This is a genomic window from Dubosiella newyorkensis (assembly GCF_001945605.1).
In the GTDB taxonomy this organism is placed as follows: Bacteria; Bacillota_I; Bacilli_A; order Erysipelotrichales; family Erysipelotrichaceae; genus Dubosiella; species Dubosiella newyorkensis.
Genome location: NZ_MPKA01000042.1, coordinates 1 through 15,939 on the forward strand (window position 1 = coordinate 1; position 15,939 = coordinate 15,939).

The 15,939-nt window shown below is 39.8% G+C and carries 18 protein-coding genes; 8 read left to right on the plus strand and 10 right to left on the minus strand.

The features are described from left to right. The 3 genes from BO225_RS12265 to BO225_RS01380 all read left to right on the plus strand — a co-directional run. Positions 1-401 (plus strand): RpnC/YadD family protein (locus tag BO225_RS12265; protein ID WP_198936076.1); only part of this gene is annotated, 401 nt, incomplete at its 5' end. 255 nt (positions 402-656) lie between these two features. Next, positions 657-863 carry a cold-shock protein gene (locus tag BO225_RS01375; protein ID WP_076340537.1) on the plus strand — a complete coding sequence of 69 codons (207 nt, stop codon included), beginning with the start codon at positions 657-659 and terminating at the stop codon, positions 861-863. Positions 864-1,308: 445 nt separating this feature from the next. Beyond that, a complete protein-coding gene (locus BO225_RS01380; RefSeq protein ID WP_143356723.1) occupies positions 1,309-1,917 on the plus strand; it encodes a phosphoheptose isomerase family protein in 609 nt (202 codons plus the stop codon). Between the two features lie 33 nt (positions 1,918-1,950). On the opposite strand, the gene BO225_RS01385 is transcribed toward BO225_RS01380, so the two are convergent. From BO225_RS01385 to BO225_RS01400, 4 genes are all read right to left on the minus strand, one after another. Next, positions 1,951-3,780, minus strand: a complete 1,830-nt coding sequence (locus BO225_RS01385; RefSeq protein WP_076340493.1) for an ABC transporter permease — start codon at positions 3,778-3,780, stop codon at positions 1,951-1,953. Beyond that, positions 3,777-4,535, minus strand: a complete 759-nt coding sequence (locus BO225_RS01390; protein ID WP_076340494.1) for an ABC transporter ATP-binding protein — start codon at positions 4,533-4,535, stop codon at positions 3,777-3,779. Before BO225_RS01390 ends, BO225_RS01385 begins: the two co-directional genes overlap by 4 nt. A 76-nt stretch (positions 4,536-4,611) precedes the next feature. After that, on the minus strand, positions 4,612-5,448 hold the full coding sequence (locus BO225_RS01395; protein ID WP_158023771.1) for a sensor histidine kinase: 837 nt from the start codon (positions 5,446-5,448) through the stop codon (positions 4,612-4,614). 119 nt (positions 5,449-5,567) lie between these two features. Beyond that, positions 5,568-6,239 (minus strand): response regulator transcription factor, encoded by a 672-nt coding sequence (locus BO225_RS01400; protein ID WP_076340496.1) that lies wholly within the window; start codon positions 6,237-6,239, stop codon positions 5,568-5,570. Between the two features lie 94 nt (positions 6,240-6,333). Between BO225_RS01400 and BO225_RS01405 the strand changes: the two genes are divergently transcribed. Then, complete coding sequence (locus BO225_RS01405) at positions 6,334-7,023, plus strand: GNAT family N-acetyltransferase (protein WP_076340497.1); 690 nt, start codon at positions 6,334-6,336, stop codon at positions 7,021-7,023. A gap of 29 nt (positions 7,024-7,052) precedes the next feature. On the opposite strand, the gene BO225_RS01410 is transcribed toward BO225_RS01405, so the two are convergent. From BO225_RS01410 to BO225_RS01425, 4 genes are all read right to left on the minus strand, one after another. Then, positions 7,053-7,490: a DUF3021 domain-containing protein gene (locus BO225_RS01410; protein ID WP_076340498.1), complete on the minus strand. Its 438-nt coding sequence runs from the start codon at positions 7,488-7,490 to the stop codon at positions 7,053-7,055. Positions 7,491-7,499: 9 nt separating this feature from the next. Continuing rightward, positions 7,500-7,742, minus strand: coding sequence for a LytTR family DNA-binding domain-containing protein (locus tag BO225_RS13055; RefSeq protein WP_083632034.1), 243 nt, complete (start codon positions 7,740-7,742; stop codon positions 7,500-7,502). Positions 7,743-8,003: 261 nt separating this feature from the next. Beyond that, positions 8,004-8,546, minus strand: coding sequence for a flavodoxin domain-containing protein (locus tag BO225_RS01420; RefSeq protein WP_076340499.1), 543 nt, complete (start codon positions 8,544-8,546; stop codon positions 8,004-8,006). Continuing rightward, positions 8,543-9,025 carry a MarR family winged helix-turn-helix transcriptional regulator gene (locus tag BO225_RS01425; protein WP_076340500.1) on the minus strand — a complete coding sequence of 161 codons (483 nt, stop codon included), beginning with the start codon at positions 9,023-9,025 and terminating at the stop codon, positions 8,543-8,545. The genes BO225_RS01420 and BO225_RS01425 overlap by 4 nt, the downstream gene beginning before the upstream one ends. A 121-nt stretch (positions 9,026-9,146) precedes the next feature. Here BO225_RS01425 and BO225_RS01430 point away from each other — a divergent pair, with 121 nt between their 5' ends. The 3 genes from BO225_RS01430 to BO225_RS01440 are packed head-to-tail and all read left to right on the plus strand — an operon-like array spanning position 9,147 to position 12,965. Next, positions 9,147-10,478, plus strand: a complete 1,332-nt coding sequence (locus BO225_RS01430; RefSeq protein ID WP_143356724.1) for an N-acetylmuramoyl-L-alanine amidase — start codon at positions 9,147-9,149, stop codon at positions 10,476-10,478. Continuing rightward, positions 10,459-12,345 (plus strand): ABC-F family ATP-binding cassette domain-containing protein, encoded by a 1,887-nt coding sequence (locus BO225_RS01435; RefSeq protein ID WP_076340502.1) that lies wholly within the window; start codon positions 10,459-10,461, stop codon positions 12,343-12,345. Before BO225_RS01430 ends, BO225_RS01435 begins: the two co-directional genes overlap by 20 nt. A gap of 2 nt (positions 12,346-12,347) precedes the next feature. After that, complete coding sequence (locus BO225_RS01440) at positions 12,348-12,965, plus strand: GyrI-like domain-containing protein (protein ID WP_076340503.1); 618 nt, start codon at positions 12,348-12,350, stop codon at positions 12,963-12,965. Positions 12,966-13,021: 56 nt separating this feature from the next. Here the strand turns inward: BO225_RS01440 and lepB are convergent, their stop codons facing one another. Continuing rightward, entirely contained in the window at positions 13,022-13,642 is a 621-nt protein-coding gene (gene lepB, locus BO225_RS01445) for a signal peptidase I (protein WP_076340504.1), read from the minus strand. Between the two features lie 59 nt (positions 13,643-13,701). Then, on the minus strand, positions 13,702-14,415 hold the full coding sequence (locus BO225_RS01450; RefSeq protein WP_076340505.1) for a GntR family transcriptional regulator: 714 nt from the start codon (positions 14,413-14,415) through the stop codon (positions 13,702-13,704). A 110-nt stretch (positions 14,416-14,525) separates the two neighbouring features. Between BO225_RS01450 and BO225_RS01455 the strand changes: the two genes are divergently transcribed. Then, positions 14,526-15,938 carry a glycoside hydrolase family 1 protein gene (locus BO225_RS01455; protein WP_076340506.1) on the plus strand — a complete coding sequence of 471 codons (1,413 nt, stop codon included), beginning with the start codon at positions 14,526-14,528 and terminating at the stop codon, positions 15,936-15,938. Position 15,939 lies beyond the last annotated feature (1 nt).

Sequence of the window (15,939 nt, forward strand, 5' to 3'; positions counted from 1 at the left end):
AAAAGAAAGATTACGATCTGATGGAAGGGATCCTGATCTGCTTGAGCCAGGATGAAGAGGAGGCTTCCGGATCGGATCTGCTTGATTTTCTGAATACGACATTCAGGAAAACGATGAGCGCGAAAGAAAAGAGAAAGATCTTGGAAGAAAAGTATTCGATCCCATTTGATCAAGAACTAGAAGAGGAGATGGAAACAATGGATGGTGCATTCAGCAGCGCGTATAAGAGCAGTTTGGAAAGAAAAGGAATGAAGCAAGGAATCGAGGAAGAAAAGCGAGAAACGATCCAGGCATTGTTCCAAATGAATCGTTTTTCGCTTCAAGAAATCGCAACAATCGCAAGATGTCCGATCGAAAAGGTCCAAAAGATCCAAGAAGAATTGAACAAGAAGAGTTCTTAGGAAGAAAGAAATTGTGGAGATGAAGCGTACGAAAACGTTTGGAAAGAAAAGCAACTTTTCAAAAGAGTGACACATTGGATAGATATGATCATCGATTCGTGGTATACTCCAAAAGTAAAAGAAATTTCAGGACTTCAACTGATCGTTATTATTGGTTCTAGTGTATATGTTTCTCATACAAGAACCGATCATAATGATCATTTTTTTGTAAAAGAAACGATTTCTTCTACAAAAAAAATGAAGGAGGTACCAAATATGAGTACAGGAACAGTAAAATGGTTCAACAACGAGAAAGGATATGGATTTATCCAAGTGGATGGATCGAATCGTGATATTTTCGCTCATTATACGAATATCGCAGGCCAAGGATTTAGAACACTCGAAGAAGGACAAAAAGTCGAATTCGAGATTGGAGAAGGAAAAAAAGGACAACAAGCTGAACACATTCTTGTTTTATGGTAAGATCCGAAAGGATCTTTTTTTAAGGTTGAATAGATAAGTATATCAATATATCATATTAAATGGTACACTTCTAATCAAGGAGGGACTCATATAGTTTAAAAAAGCCCTGGAAAGGAAACAAGACTACGAGTTCGTACTAAAATCAATTTTAGATACGAATACGATTTCACAAGTAATTTGCACTGGCTCAGGAACAAGTTATCATGTAGCTTGTATGGTCGCTCGCTTGATCCAAAAATACTTGAAAATACTAGCTTATTCTCCTTTACCTATGGAGTTTGCAGGATCTTGCGTTGAAAAGAATTGTCTAGTGATCGGAATGTCCGAATCAGGAAATAGTCTTTCGACATTAGAAGCTATGTGGTGAGCAAAAGAAAAAGGATGCATCACGTTAGGATTTACAACGGATGCAACAAGTGAACTCGCTGAAAACTGTACATACCTTATGAAACATCCATGTAAGATGGAACTCGTGCCTCCTGAAACAAAAGGATATACGACTGCCTTATTGGCATGGATCGTTGCGATCCATTATGCGGCAGGAACCGAAGTGGAAGCAAAAGAAGCCATTGAAACCTTGCACAAAACGATCGAGAAAAGCGAGAATTGGGTCATGCAAAATTTACGCGATTTGATACGGTACGACCGAATGCGCGTTGTTGGCTCAAATCTACATTATATAAGCTCGAAAGAAGGAGCCCTCAAAATGCAAGAAACGATAAGAAGACCGCTTTCCGCTAAGGAGATGGAAGAATTCTCTCACATAGCGGATCTAGCACTCGAGGATACAGATTGCATATTGATGATCGTACGTACAAAAAAAGATCGGCAAGTTGTCGATCTTGTCAAACAAGTCACAGATCGAATTTATGTTTTTGATTCCTCCTTTTTCCCGATCGATCTAAGAGAAGATCTTTCGATCCTGAATGCGATTATCCCATTTCAAATGGCAGCAGCAATTGTTGCTCAAAGAATCGGCAATGACACCTCGCGGTATCCTTACGATATTGAAAACATTTCTCATAGCGAACAATACGCATTTAGAACAAAATAAGAAAAGGAGGACTAGAACGATCCTCCTTTTTAACTAAGCGATTCTTTTAGATAAAAGTGTATTTTTGACTGCTTTTATACAGATCAAATCGCAAAGGATCATAAACAGCAAGATGATCAAATTGCTGATTACAAATACAGAACCTAAAGGATCGCCCGCGACCTTTGATAAAGCCATCAAAGAAAAATACGAAGAAATGCACATGATCAAAAAATCAAGTCCAAATTGGAACGAACATTCCATTATGATCGAATGTTTGAGAACCTTTCGATCAACTCCGATTTTTTGAAGCAGACGATACGCTTCGATCTCTTCGAAAGAATCATTATATTGCTTGATGAACAAGATCGAACAAGCAGCGATCAAGAAGACGATGAACAAAAATACACAAAATGTAAAAATCGTATTCAACCATACATAGGAATCATTGTTTTCATCCATTTGAAAGATCCCAACAACCATTGGATCCTCCGTGCTGATCTCAATATTTGGCTCGTCGCCTTCAAATTTATAGTTGTACAAATACAAACGCTCATTTTGTGGAAAAACTTGATCGAACAAAGAATCATTGATCACATAAACAGGCACTTCCATTTTATCCTGCATAAAACCGAGCACAGCTGTCCGAACATCTTCGATACAAGTCAGCTTTCTTCCTTCTAGTTCCGTAGAATTATGCGTAGGATCCGTATAAAGTGAAAGAAGGATCCTTTTGCTTAGAAGAATACATTCGTTTTCTTTTGGCTCAGAAATATCGAAACTCGAAACACTAGAGTAAGGGACAAATAACTGTTCATTCTTTTCCGCCACAGGAACGATCGTACGCATCTCTTGTTCAGGAAGGCGCTCATTAAAATACGCTTCCGCATTTGGATCAAGACTTAAGATCTGCACATCATACTGCATCGAATATTGTTGGATCGCTTCAATACGATGATTCAAGGTAAAACCGCAACCTAAGGCAGTCACTGCACAAATCAACAAAATACTCACCATCGCATAAGAACGATAGTTTTGCTTCATCCGAAATACGAGATTATTCACCCACAATAGACGGCGATGACTCAATAAAAACCGCTTATTGTTCTGCATCGTCTGCAGAAGAAATGGAAGAAAACCGCCAAAGATCAAATATGTTCCAAGAATCACGCAAACTGTCGCGATCATCGCATTTCCTAAAACATCCATCCCACCATCTTTGATCGCAAAATAATAACCAGTAAAAAGGATCGCGCACCCTATGATCGCTTTTAAAATAAGAAAACGAGACGAATCGTTCACCTTCTCATTTTGGCGAGAAGCCGATAAAAGATCTTTCACGCTGCTTTTTTGAATCGAACGCATCCCCCATAACGTGATCAATCCATAGATCAGAAAAAACAAAAGACAAGTTTCGACCACAGCCCGCCATGAAATGGAAAAATCAGCAGCGATCCCTAACGAAGAGATCTTGACAAAAATCATCGAAAACAAATAAGAAAACAAAGTTCCGCACAGTATACCAGCCAAAATCGAAACGATTCCCACCATTAGATTTTCGATCATATATAAAATACTGATCCTGCCGCTCGTCAAACCTAAAAATACATACACCCCAAATTCTTTCTTTTGGCTTTTTAAAAAGACATGCGAAGCATAAGCGATCATCGAAACCATAAAACAAACAAGAACGACTTTTACAACATCGATGAGCATTTTGATCTTCTCAAGATTATCCGCACTCAAGCCACCTAAAGAACCAGAATATTCTAAATTTTCAAAATTGAAAAAAATAAAGATTGTAAAGGCAAGCGATAAGATCAAAGCGCCATACCGACGCACATGCATCATAAAATTCTGCCACGCAAGATGAAACAAACTCATTGCAAGTTCCTTCCCATGGCCGCCTGCGCATCCAAGATCCGATTAAAGAATTCCTTTTGACTATCTCCCTTATGAAGGTGAAGCTCGATCTTTCCGTCCTTAAGAATATACACTTCTTTCGCGTAAGAAGCCGCATACGCGTCATGTGTGACCATCACGATCGTTGTGGCGTTCTCCTCATTGATCTTTTTGAAACAATCGAGAAGATCTTGGGAAGATCTTGAATCGAGAGCGCCTGTCGGTTCATCCGCAAAAAGGATCTCAGGCTCCATGATCAAAGCCCTACAGGTCGCGCCCCGTTGTTTTTGACCGCCGGAAAGTTGATAAGGATATTTATCCAAATGCTCAAAAAGACCAAATTGTCGCGCGAGCCGTTTTCCTTTTTTTAACGAAATAGCCGCCTTCGCTCCATTTAAAGAAAGAGGAAGAACGATATTATCCAATAATGACATTGAATCGAGAAGGGAATAGTCTTGAAAAACAAAACCAATCGTATCCTTTCTTAATTTTGATAAAGCTTTCGCATTCATATGCACGATGTCTTGACCGGCTAGTTTGATCACGCCTTTTGTTGGCTGATCAATCGAAGAGATCAAATTGAGCAACGTTGATTTGCCCGAACCACTAGGACCCATGATCGCGACAAAATCACCTTGATCGATCGTCAAATTGATATCTTTAAGAACAGGAACTCCATATCCATGGCTTTCATATATTTTTTGTAAATGCTCTACTTCAAGAATTTTTTTCTTCATTCTATTTACCTCCTACATTTAGTGTAGAAGATCTTATTGGCCAAATCCTTACAAAAATGTCCGATAGAAAAAGGACTCAAGATACCATCCTATCTTTATGCCACGAAATTTCAGGAGAGTTGAACAAATGAAGCGTAAAGATCGTATATGAACCAGGAACCGAAAAAACTTCCACTGTTCCAGAAAGCTTATCGAGCACAGTATGGACAAAATAAAGTCCCATTCCGGTAGAACGATACGTTCCAGAACGCGTGTTGCTTCCAGTAAATCCTTTTTCAAAAACTTGAGGAAGATCATGACGTTCGATCCCGATTCCATGATCTTTAAATTGAATGATCGTTTCGTCTTCTTTTTGATCGGCTGAAATCTCGATGCGAGCCTCTCGCTTATATTTGATCGCATTGAGGATCAATTGATCAAATATATAGATCAGCCATTCAGGATCGGTATAAATCAAAAGCTCAGGACAATCGATCTTGACTTCAAAATGATTGTAGATCAATAGATGCTTATTGTTTTTGATAGAAGAATAGATCAAAGGACGCAATTCTATCTTTTTAAACTGCACATCCATCACATTTGTTTCGAGCCGCGCCAAAAGGAGCAAGAAGCTCAATTGACGATTCATCGTTTCAATACTGAGCTGAAGCATTCTTTGATCGCTTTCATCTTGACATAACAACATTGTCCCTAGCGAAGCTTTTAGTTCATGCACGATCCGATCAATACTGTCTTTCAATTCATTGTTGCGCTCTCGTTCTTGAGAAAGCTTGTTTTCTAACTGCTCGATATCGTGAAAATATAAATCTTGATCAATATATGGCAAATAGAACGGCGCGATTTTTCCCGACTGAGATAAACTTTGCTCGATCTTTTTTTTGAAGCTTCTTTTCTTGAAAATTCGAACACTCAAACAACACCCCCAAACACTCAGCACTAGAAGATCCCAATAGGCAAGATCAAAAAACGAAATTTGAGGAAGGAGAAAAATTGCGTAAAGATTGAACGCAAGAACGATAAAAAGAGAGAGGATCATTCGATATAGTATCCTTTCCCTTTTGCGGTTATGATCAGCGGAGAACCACAAATCTGTTTTAATTTTTGTCTTAAACGGCTAACAAGAGTTGTCAGCGTTCCTTCTTCGATAAATTGATCCGTTTCCCAAAGCTCGAGCATCAGTTCTGTGCGAGAGACAAGACAACCTTTTCTGTTTATAAAAATATGAAAAAGCTTTCTTTCTGCCGGAGTCAGATCTACTTCTTCGTTATGATATTTCAGCATTTGCAGATCCAAATGATAAACGAGCTCGTTTTTCAGCTCGATCGTTTTGGGCTTTTGATATTCTTCATTCCGTCTAAGTGCCGCTTCGATCTTAGCTTCGAGAAGTTCAATCCGAAACGGCTTGGTTAAATAATCATCGCCGCCTAAATGGATCGCTTTGAGCGTATCTTCAATCCCGTTCCGTGCCGAAATAAAAAGGATCGGCACATTACTTAAAGAACGAAACTGCTCGCACCAATAAAAGCCATCCTTACCAGGAAGATTGATATCCAGTAAAATAAGATGGGGCTTGATCGACTGTACGTCTAATAAAATATGGTCAAATTCCCGGATACAATATACTTCATAATGATTTTGGAGCCGATTTTGAATTTGTTCTAAGAAGAAAAAATCATCTTCAATGATCAGTATTTTCCATTTCATACTTTGATTCTAACAAAAATGTACGCTAAAAACCTTACTCTTTTGCAAGTTAGACCGTATTGAATGGTAAAATAGAAAAAATAGGAGGAAGCCAATGAAAGACCATGAACTCATTTATGAAGAGTGGAAGATACCGTTCTACAATTCGATCCATCTAGGAGAAGGAACGATCCTTTCCGAAGATAAAAACGGAATGTTTTTAAAAGATGGATGCGGTGTTTACATGCTTTATCAACCAGATCCTATTCAATGTGAACGATGGCTTAGAAATCTCGATCCTCATGCGATTGAGATCATGATGATTCTAGGAAACGAAACAAAAGAAACAGTGGACAAAGTCTTTGGCTTTCAAAACGTCTCAAAGTGTGAATCGTTTTATTGGCCTTTTGAAAGTATCGATCCACTTGCCTCGAATTTAGTGTTTCATCATGCCACTTTGGAAGATCTGCCATGGATCCAAGCCCATTATGAACTTCTTGATCAAGAAGAAATCAAAGAGTATCTCCAGCAAAAATTGATCTGTATCGCTACCAAAAACCAGAAAAAGATCGGATTCGTTGGCCAGCATTCCGAAGGAAGCATGGGCTTATTGTATGTTTCAGAACAATTCCGCCATCAAGGATATGCACAAGAACTCGAACGATTTATGATCAAAAGAATGCTCGAACAAGACTTGATTCCTTACGCCGATGTTTTTGACAATAATAAAGCTTCTATTCACCTCCAACAAAAAATCGGTATGAAGCGAATGGAACAACCTGTTTTTTGGGTCGAAAATTCGTAATCAAAAAGAGAGCTAGCCAATGCTCTCTTTTATTGACGCAATTTTTTCAATTGTTCGTTGATCTGTTTTGCCTCTTTGATGTTGTAATGACGGAAAATCAAAAACAGAACCAAGATCACGATCAGCTGTCCTGCGATCGTCAAAAACAAGGAAAGCGGATCTGATAAATTTCCTAACCAGCCTAACGAGGCCGCAATCAAAAAATAAACAGGAATCCCAATGCCAAGATGAATGAGCATCTGCATATTCCTTGAAAACCTTGGATCTTGATATACAATGGTCGGCACCCCAAAACCAAGACCGATGCCAATACAACCAAGAACCATTTTAGTGAATTGATAATTTTCAAGTACGAAATGTCCGTGATCGATTTGGTCAAAGAGTATCCCAAATAGACAAAATAAAGTGCAAGCTAGACCTATACTTATGAGTGTATCGATCACGATTTGTTTTTTATCGATTTTCATGATTTCCTCCTAGATCCCGATCGCCTTTTTAAAAGCTGGCAAATAGGTTCGAGATACATAATCTTGTTCTTTGTTTTTGAGCTTCAGCATTAGAGCGCCTCCAAACGACACTTCTGCATAATCGATACAGCGAATATTGACAAGCGTTGTTTTCGAGATCCGGATCATCGCGTTTCCAAGCTGCTGTTCGATTTCGTACAATCGCTTTTTCGATCTCAGTTTTTTTTTCCGTATAGAGAAAGACAGCGCCATCTTCGATTCGGACCATATATAATTCTTCTGGGCGCAGCAGAATGATCCGATCTTCTCGCATCGCTGCCAAAGGCACGTCGCTCGATGATAGAGAACCGATCAGCTGTTCGATTTCTGCATTCAAAGCGTTCGTATGGATCACAATATACAGTTCTTTGAGTCCGGATTCAATTTGGATCTGCACATTCATAAGCTCCTTCTTGTCTATGATTATACGAAACGATTGGAAAAAAAGACGAAAATCTCGCTAAGTGGTCTAAATCAAAACTTAACAGGTAGGATCTCTTCCTTGATTTGCATTAAGATCGGCGAAAGATACTTTGGATCTGAAAGGTCTATCGAACACGAAAGCATCTCTTCGATCTGAAGTTCTTCTTTCGTTTTGTTCTCTTTTTTTGACAACATCTTTTTGAACCGTGTCAGAAGCCATTTATAAAAGGCAGGCTGCCGATCGATGTCGAATCCTCCTGGTAAATAGAAAAAAGAAACAGAGCTTGGCAAATCTTCTTCAAAGTTTTGATGGATCAAAGATTTGAAATCGATCTGATCCATGGGTGTTCTTCCTACGCAAAAAATGATCCAGTTTTTCTCTTGATACTGCTTGAGAAGCGATTTGAGTTGTTTGCCTTTTTTTATCTTTCCAGCCATGAGCCAGCTTCCAAATACGATCGTATCGTATTCATCGAGATCGACCCGTTTTGTTTTGGAAAGATCTATCCATGGACAGGAAAGATCGTTGGCAAGCCAATCCGCGTATTGTTTTGTGAATCCGGTATTCGAGGTGAAAAGCACGATCGTTTTCATTGTTTTGTCTCCTTTTCTAAGTGTTCGATCCCAATATACAATTTGGAAAGAAGTGTAAAGAGCGCTTCTATTTCTTGAGGCGTATAGACTTCGAATAAGGATTTGAGATCTTCTTGATATTGAAAAAAGGAAGTTTTAAAAAAGATCTCCACTTTTGAAGTTGGGAAGACTTGAAGGGCTCTAGGATCTTTTTGATGCGATCCTAGCGTAACGAAGCCTTTTTGTTCTAAGCTTTTGGCGAGTTTTTTTACATTTTGTCTCGAGCAGCCTAGCATCAAGCCATATTGACTCAGGCTCATTGGTTCGTTTGCTTGACGAACAAGCGACAACAACATGAACTGTTTTAAGGTAAGATCGGGAATATGCTGATCAAAAATAGCTTGAAGCTTATTTCCAAGAATGAAAATCGAACTAAAGATCGCTTTTTCTTGGTTTTCTGTCGTGTCGGAAAATCGATGGATCAAAGTTTCTAATTCCATATTTCCTCCTATAGGTAACTAGTTACCTATATACTAGCATGACGATCAATAAAGTCAATGGAAAAGGATTCACGCAAAGGAAAGATGTTTGATATAATCAAAGCTAAGGGGAAAATGAACAATGCGAAAAGTTAAACGAAAGAAACGTGGGCCAAGACGTCCACTCACATTTAAAAGACTTGTAATGATCACAGCGATCTTGGCGATCAGCGCTATATTGCTGTTTTTATATTTGAATCGACCCAACGAGATCGACAAACTGAATACCGACTATATTTCGACGATGAATCGCAATATCGTGAAAGAAAAGGTGAAAACGAGCTATCCAAATACGTTCAAAGCAGCTGATTACACGGTTTATGGAGAAACGCTCGCCTTATATGGCGACGAATATGGAAGTGTTGAGCTCGATCCGTTTTTAGGGAAAGCGGTCCAGCTGCAAAATGTCGAAACAGGAGAGCAATATAGTTTTACTTTTTCAGGAAAAGGCGATGCGGCTATCCAGCTTGGCGAGCTTTCCGAAGGAATTTATGACATCTATATTTATGATCAATATACAAAAAAAAGGATCTATTTTGATGCGCCGATCCATAGCGATGAGATCGTCACGATGCGCCGGAATGGCGAAGTCAAGACAGTCACGTTGGAAGCGGAGAAGGATCTATTCAAAAATTTCAATATCACGCTCGATAAAGATTATGCCTATCTTGTCGTCAAAGATACGATCCCACAAAAAGAGATCATCGATGTCTTGATCGATCCGAGTGGCAATGTTCTAAATGAAATTACCGGAGAGATTTATGAAGGCGCATTGAGCGATACGATCAACGAAAAAGAAACATCGTATACCCTTGCCCTCCAGATGAAAGAGGCCCTTGAAAAATATGGTTTGAAGGTCGAGCTGACGCGTGATGAAAATGGAGCTTTAAGCTACTATGGAAAAGAAGGAAGAGTGGGAAAAGGTTATGAAAAAAAAGCGAAGCTTTTTATTGATCTGAGCATGTGTGATGAAGAATCGATCAATCGGCCTTTCCTTAAAGTCTCGCCTTGGACGAACGCTTCCTTTGCCAATCAAATTGTTTACTTTATGGAAAAAGATGGGGTCGAGTTCGATTATCCATATTCTTCGAGCGATTTGTTGAATAGTGGCGTGATCTTTGATTCTCTCTTGACCAATGATCAATACGAGCTGACAAATTATTCGATCGATCCGGCCTTAAGAGAAAGTGGCGGAAAAGCGACCTATGCAGGACAGCTCAACGAATTGGGAAATCAGAGATACGCCAACGCCTATGGAATGAACGCCGTCGTTCTTGTTTATGCCAATATACAAAATCAAGATTCGATCAACTATTTTAAACAAAACAAAGACTTGATCGTCCGCTCATTCGTCCAGGGGATCGCGTCTTATTACGATTTAAAGGAGGAACAGGATGAAACTGCAACTCAATAATGTCCACAAGTCCTATGGGGCTCAAGATGTATTGGATGGAGCCGATCTGCAAGTCAGAGGGAACGAAAAGATCGCTCTGATCGGGCGCAACGGATCGGGCAAAAGCACGTTGATGAAGATCATCACGAAAGAAGAAGAAATGGATTCTGGCTCTCTTGTCATGGAATCAGGACTTCAGGTCGGATATCTTTCTCAAATCACTTTTGAAGATGAAGAAAAAAGCGTCCAAGAAGAGCTGATGAGCGTTTTCGATGATCTCATTCAGCTTCAAGCCCGATTAGAAAACCAGGCACTCGTATTGGAAAAGGATCATTCCGAAAAGCAGTTGGATCTGTATGATCGACTCCAAAACCGCTTTGAAACTTTGGGCGGATATGATTATGAATACGAATTAAAAAATGTCTTTTTTCATTTTCAGTTTGAAGAGGCGGATCTGCACAAAAAATTGAAGGAGTTCTCGTCGGGTCAGCGAACGAGGATCGCTCTTGTCAAGCTGCTTTTGAGCAAGCCGGATATTTTATTGTTGGATGAACCGACAAACCATTTAGATATTGACTCGATCGAATGGCTCGAAAACTATATTAAACATTATCCAAACGCAGTCATACTCGTATCGCACGATCGAATGTTTATCGATCATGTCGTTGATGAGATCGTCGAACTAGAATTTGGAAAAACGACTCGATATGTGGGGGATTATTCTCATTATATTCAAACGAAAGAAGAAAACTTAGCGAAAAATCATGCTGCCTATGTTCGCCAGCAAGAAGAGATCAAGCATATTGAATCGCTGATCGAGAAATTCAGATACAAAAAAAACAAGGCCGCTTTCGCTCAATCGAAAATCAAATATCTCGACCGAATGGAAAAGATCGAGGATGTCAAAAAAGACCAGTCGATGATCAAAGCGAATTTTTCGAGCGCTAGAAAGGGCGGAAATCGAGTGTTGGAGGTGGAACAGCTTCAAATAGGCTATGATTCGATCCTTTCTACTGTGGATTTGAATGTGATGCGTCACGATCATGTTGGTATCGTAGGGCCCAATGGAATTGGAAAATCGACCTTGATCAAAACGTTGATGGAGCGTCTTCCGGCAAAAGGGGGGCATTTTCATTTTGGTCATCAAATCGATCTTGGCTATTTTGATCAAGATTTTGCGCAACTCAACTCCAATCAAAGTGTGATCGACACGCTATGGGACGAGTATCCTGAACTCGATCAAACGGAGCTGCGAAACACGCTGGCGGCCTTTTTGTTTACGCAAGACGAAGTGTTCAAGGAAGTGAAAAGCTTGTCGGGAGGAGAAAAAGTCCGTCTTGCTTTAGCGCTTTTGATGCTTTCTCACGACAATGTCCTGCTTTTAGATGAACCGACAAATCATTTAGATATTCCTGCCAAAGAAGCGCTGGAAAAAGCGTTGAAAGATTATGATGGAACGATCTTGTTTGTTTCGCATGATCGAATGTTCTTGAAAAAGATGGCGACGCGGATCATGGAGATGGGAAAAGAAAGCCATGTCTATGAAATGGGCTACGAAGAATATATAGAAAAGAAAAAAGAAGGAACGCTTCCTAAACAGAATCAACAAAAAAAGGAAAGTCCGGAAATTAAAAACGAACCAAAGGAAAGAGCGCTCACATTCGCGCAAGAAAAAAACTATCGCAATCGCATCGCAAAATTAGAATCGCTTTTAGAAGAGGCAGAAAAAGATCTCGAGTCCTTACGGGAGCTTCGCTACGAACCAGAATATTATCAAGATTATCGAAAGATGGAAGAGCTGGATTCGCAGATCGATGAAAAACACAATGAAATCGCAAACTATACGAAAGAGTGGGAAGAAAAGATGTTGGCACTAGAGGATAAATAACTATGAAATATGATTGGAAAAAAGAAGAGAAAATGTTTTATGGAGCGAAAATGAAACCAGAAGTGGTGGACGTTCCTTGTTTTAATTATATTTTGTTATCAGGTCATGGAGATCCCAACGAACCTCTCTTTTCGCAAAAAGTATCGACTTTGTTTTCTCTTGCCTATGCGATCAAAATGAACTATAAAAAGCAAACTCGTGATGATGAAATAGTTTCTGACTATGCTGTCTATCCGTTAGAAGGTCTTTGGAGTCTTTCTTCCAAACAGGAGCGGATAAACAAAGATGAACTGGAGTATACGATCATGATTCGGCAACCAGATTTCATTACAGAAGAAATGGTGGATCAAGCGATCGAAAAAATCAAAAAGAAAAAGGACGATCCTTTTATTGACGATGTCGTCTTTGAGGCTATTTGCGATGGAGAATGTGTTCAGATCCTTCATAAAGGTTCTTTTGACGATGAGCCAGCTTCTTTTGAAAAGCTAGATCAGTATTGCCAGGACCATGGATATAAAAGAATCAAAAACCAGCATCGGGAGATCTATTTAAACGATAAGAATCGCACGAAAATAGATAATTTGAAGACGATCTTGCGGTATCCGATCATCAAGTCATGAAATTGAGCGGGAAACCGCTCTTTTTTTTGAAAAAAAGAAGACCTTGCGATCTTCTGTTAGGAATAATAGCCAAATTCCTCGAATGGATAGAGGACCAAAAAGTCTTTGGCTAAGATTTGCGATTTTTTATAAGGGCCAGAATCTCTTGAATCCAAAGAGATCGGACGATTGTCGCCCATCAAAAAGTATTCATCCTCTTTTAAGGTGACAGGATCGAAATTATAATTGAAATACCCGTTTTTCGCGAGCCAGTCTTTAGCGTAGTCATTATCGAGATAAGCGCTCTCATCCAACGCTTCGCCATTGATATACACTTGCTCGTCTTTGCATTCGATCGTCTCTCCCGGAAGAGCGATCACACGTTTAATCACTGTGGCCGGCTCTCCTTTTTCGGTCGTCGTTTTCGCCAAAACGATGTCGCCTCGAGAAATTCCATCCATCGCGACGCCGATCACATTGGATAAACCACGCTCTCCATTTTGAAAGTTTGGGTACATGCTTCTTCCTTGGATCAACGCGGGCTTGAATACGAAAGAGGTAAATAAAACGATGATGATCGAAACGATCAAAAATGTCGAAACGAAAGATAAGATATCTTCTAAGATCGTACGCTCATCGTTTTCGTTATACCGATATTTCGTTTTTCTTCGAATTGTATTTTTCTTTTTTGAACTCATATCATATCTCCAGCCTTTATTCTATCAGTCCTGTCAAATGATGAAAACAAAGACGCCCCTTAGCGGTTCAAGGAGAATGCGGTAAATTTGAATTTATCATAGCGATGCCGGCAGAAAGAATATTCGAATGGCATCCCATTATCGAGATAGGCGATCTGCTCCACCACAAGAACAGGCTCAATATCCGAAAGGCCGAGCACTTCATGATCGAGATCGTTGGAGACGTCGGCACGATTGGTTTGTTGGGCGCTAGCGATCTTTAAATTCAAATCGTGTTCAATATAATGATAAATCGAATGGTTCAACACATCCTCGTTGATTCCAGGAATCAAATTGACGGGCATAAATGTATGCTCGATCACAGTAGGCTCGCCATCATATAAGCGAAGACGTAAGATATCGTACACTGGATCGTTTTCCTTCAAATGGAGCGCTTGGGCCACATCGCTGGAAGCAAAGCTCAATTTAAATTCTAAGATCCTCGATTTAGCCAAGTGGCTTCTTGCTCGATCAAAACCACCTACCGGAATCTCTTCGATTTGGTAAGGGTCGTTGACCATTTGTTTATTCAGGACAAAACTTCCTTGTCCTTGTTTTCGAAAGATCTCACCTTCTTGAACGAGAAGATCTAAAGCTTTCTTGACTGTCATTCTTGAACAATCATAGATCTGACATAAAGAAAGCTCATCTGGAAGCTTGGCTCCAGGCCCATATTCACCATCATTGATCGCTTCTTTCAATTCTTCGTAGATCTTTTTATACTTTGCACTCATACAATCACCCCATAGATTTCTATTTGTCTATATTATCTCAGAATTTCTAAAAAATGTATAGACAAATTTTTTTTAAAAATATACAATATAGCCGAAAGAGGATAAATGAAATGAAAGAAAAAATACAATTTCCAAAAGATTTTTGGTGGGGCGCAGCCACTTCTGGCCCACAAAGCGAAGGCTGGTACGGAAAACGCCATGAAAACGTAATGGATTATTGGTACCGTGTACAAAGAAACGACTTCTTCAACGGAGTTGGACCAGATGTCGCAAGCGACTTCTACCATAAATATAAAGATGATTTCGCGATGTGCAGACAAATTGGAATGAATTCATTTAGAACGAGCATCCAATGGACTCGTCTGATCAAAGATCTAGAAACAGGTGAACCAGATCCAGAAGGTGTTCAATTTTATAAAGATGTGATCGCGGAAGCGAAGAAAAATGGAATCATTCTCGTGATGAATCTGCATCATTTCGATATGCCGATCGAACTTCTTCAAAAATATGGTGGATGGGAAAGCAAGCATGTCGTTGAATTGTTCGCGAAATTTGCGAAAACTGCGTTTGAAGCGTTTGGAAACGATATCGAATATTGGACGACATTTAACGAACCAATGGTAATTCCAGAAGCGGGTTACTTGTATGGCTTCCATTATCCAAAACTCGTCGGCAAAGGAAAAGAAGCAGTCCAAATCATTTTTAATATCAACTTGGCTTCGGCGATGGCGATCCAAGAATACCGTAAAATGCATTTGAATGGCGAAATCGGGATCATTTTGAACTTAACGCCTGCCTATCCAAGAAGCGACTCAAAAGAAGATTTAGATGCGGCAGCTTTCGCCGATGATTTCTTCAACCGCTCGTTCTTGGATCCAGCCGTATTCGGAACCTTCCCAAAAACGCTCATCGAGATCTTGAAAAAAGACAATGTGCTTTGGGAAAGCGATGAAAAAGAATTGGAAATCATCAAAAACAACACCGTGGATTTCATTGGTGTCAATTATTATCATCCAAAACGGGTCAAAGCCCCAGAAGCCGATCATTTCGAAAACTGGATGCCTGACCGCTACTTTAGTGACTACGATATGCCAGGCAAACGCATGAATCCATACCGCGGATGGGAGATCTTCCCTAAAGCGATCTACGACATCGCAAAAAATGTCCAAGACAATTATGGAAACATTAAATGGTTCATTTCTGAAAATGGAATGGGTGTCGAAGGCGAAGAAAAATATCGGAAAGAAAATGGCGAGATCGAAGACGATTATCGAATCGAATTCTATGAAGAGCATCTCGCGTGGCTCAATAAAGCGATCCAAGAAGGAAGCAACTGCTTTGGATACCACGCTTGGACACCATTCGATTGCTGGAGCTGGAACAACGCCTACAAGAACCGTTATGGATTTATCGCTATCGATCTGAACGATCAAAAACGGACGATCAAAAAATCCGGATACTGGCTCAAAGACGTTGCCGACAACAACGGCTACGAATACGACACAGACAGTATCAAAGAATAAG

Bases quoted from the DNA above. Each gene is read 5' to 3' on its own strand.
- BO225_RS01375 (WP_076340537.1), top strand. From the start codon at position 657: ATGAGTACAGGAACAGTAAAATGGTTCAACAACGAGAAAGGATATGGA.
- BO225_RS01380 (WP_143356723.1), top strand. From the start codon at position 1,309: ATGAAACATCCATGTAAGATGGAACTCGTGCCTCCTGAAACAAAAGGA.
- BO225_RS01385 (WP_076340493.1), bottom strand. From the start codon at position 3,780: ATGAGTTTGTTTCATCTTGCGTGGCAGAATTTTATGATGCATGTGCGT.
- BO225_RS01390 (WP_076340494.1), bottom strand. From the start codon at position 4,535: ATGAAGAAAAAAATTCTTGAAGTAGAGCATTTACAAAAAATATATGAA.
- BO225_RS01400 (WP_076340496.1), bottom strand. From the start codon at position 6,239: ATGAAATGGAAAATACTGATCATTGAAGATGATTTTTTCTTCTTAGAA.
- BO225_RS01405 (WP_076340497.1), top strand. From the start codon at position 6,334: ATGAAAGACCATGAACTCATTTATGAAGAGTGGAAGATACCGTTCTAC.
- BO225_RS01410 (WP_076340498.1), bottom strand. From the start codon at position 7,490: ATGAAAATCGATAAAAAACAAATCGTGATCGATACACTCATAAGTATA.
- BO225_RS13055 (WP_083632034.1), bottom strand. From the start codon at position 7,742: ATGGCGCTGTCTTTCTCTATACGGAAAAAAAAACTGAGATCGAAAAAG.
- BO225_RS01420 (WP_076340499.1), bottom strand. From the start codon at position 8,546: ATGAAAACGATCGTGCTTTTCACCTCGAATACCGGATTCACAAAACAA.
- BO225_RS01425 (WP_076340500.1), bottom strand. From the start codon at position 9,025: ATGGAATTAGAAACTTTGATCCATCGATTTTCCGACACGACAGAAAAC.
- BO225_RS01430 (WP_143356724.1), top strand. From the start codon at position 9,147: ATGCGAAAAGTTAAACGAAAGAAACGTGGGCCAAGACGTCCACTCACA.
- BO225_RS01435 (WP_076340502.1), top strand. From the start codon at position 10,459: ATGAAACTGCAACTCAATAATGTCCACAAGTCCTATGGGGCTCAAGAT.
- BO225_RS01440 (WP_076340503.1), top strand. From the start codon at position 12,348: ATGAAATATGATTGGAAAAAAGAAGAGAAAATGTTTTATGGAGCGAAA.
- lepB (WP_076340504.1), bottom strand. From the start codon at position 13,642: ATGAGTTCAAAAAAGAAAAATACAATTCGAAGAAAAACGAAATATCGG.
- BO225_RS01450 (WP_076340505.1), bottom strand. From the start codon at position 14,415: ATGAGTGCAAAGTATAAAAAGATCTACGAAGAATTGAAAGAAGCGATC.
- BO225_RS01455 (WP_076340506.1), top strand. From the start codon at position 14,526: ATGAAAGAAAAAATACAATTTCCAAAAGATTTTTGGTGGGGCGCAGCC.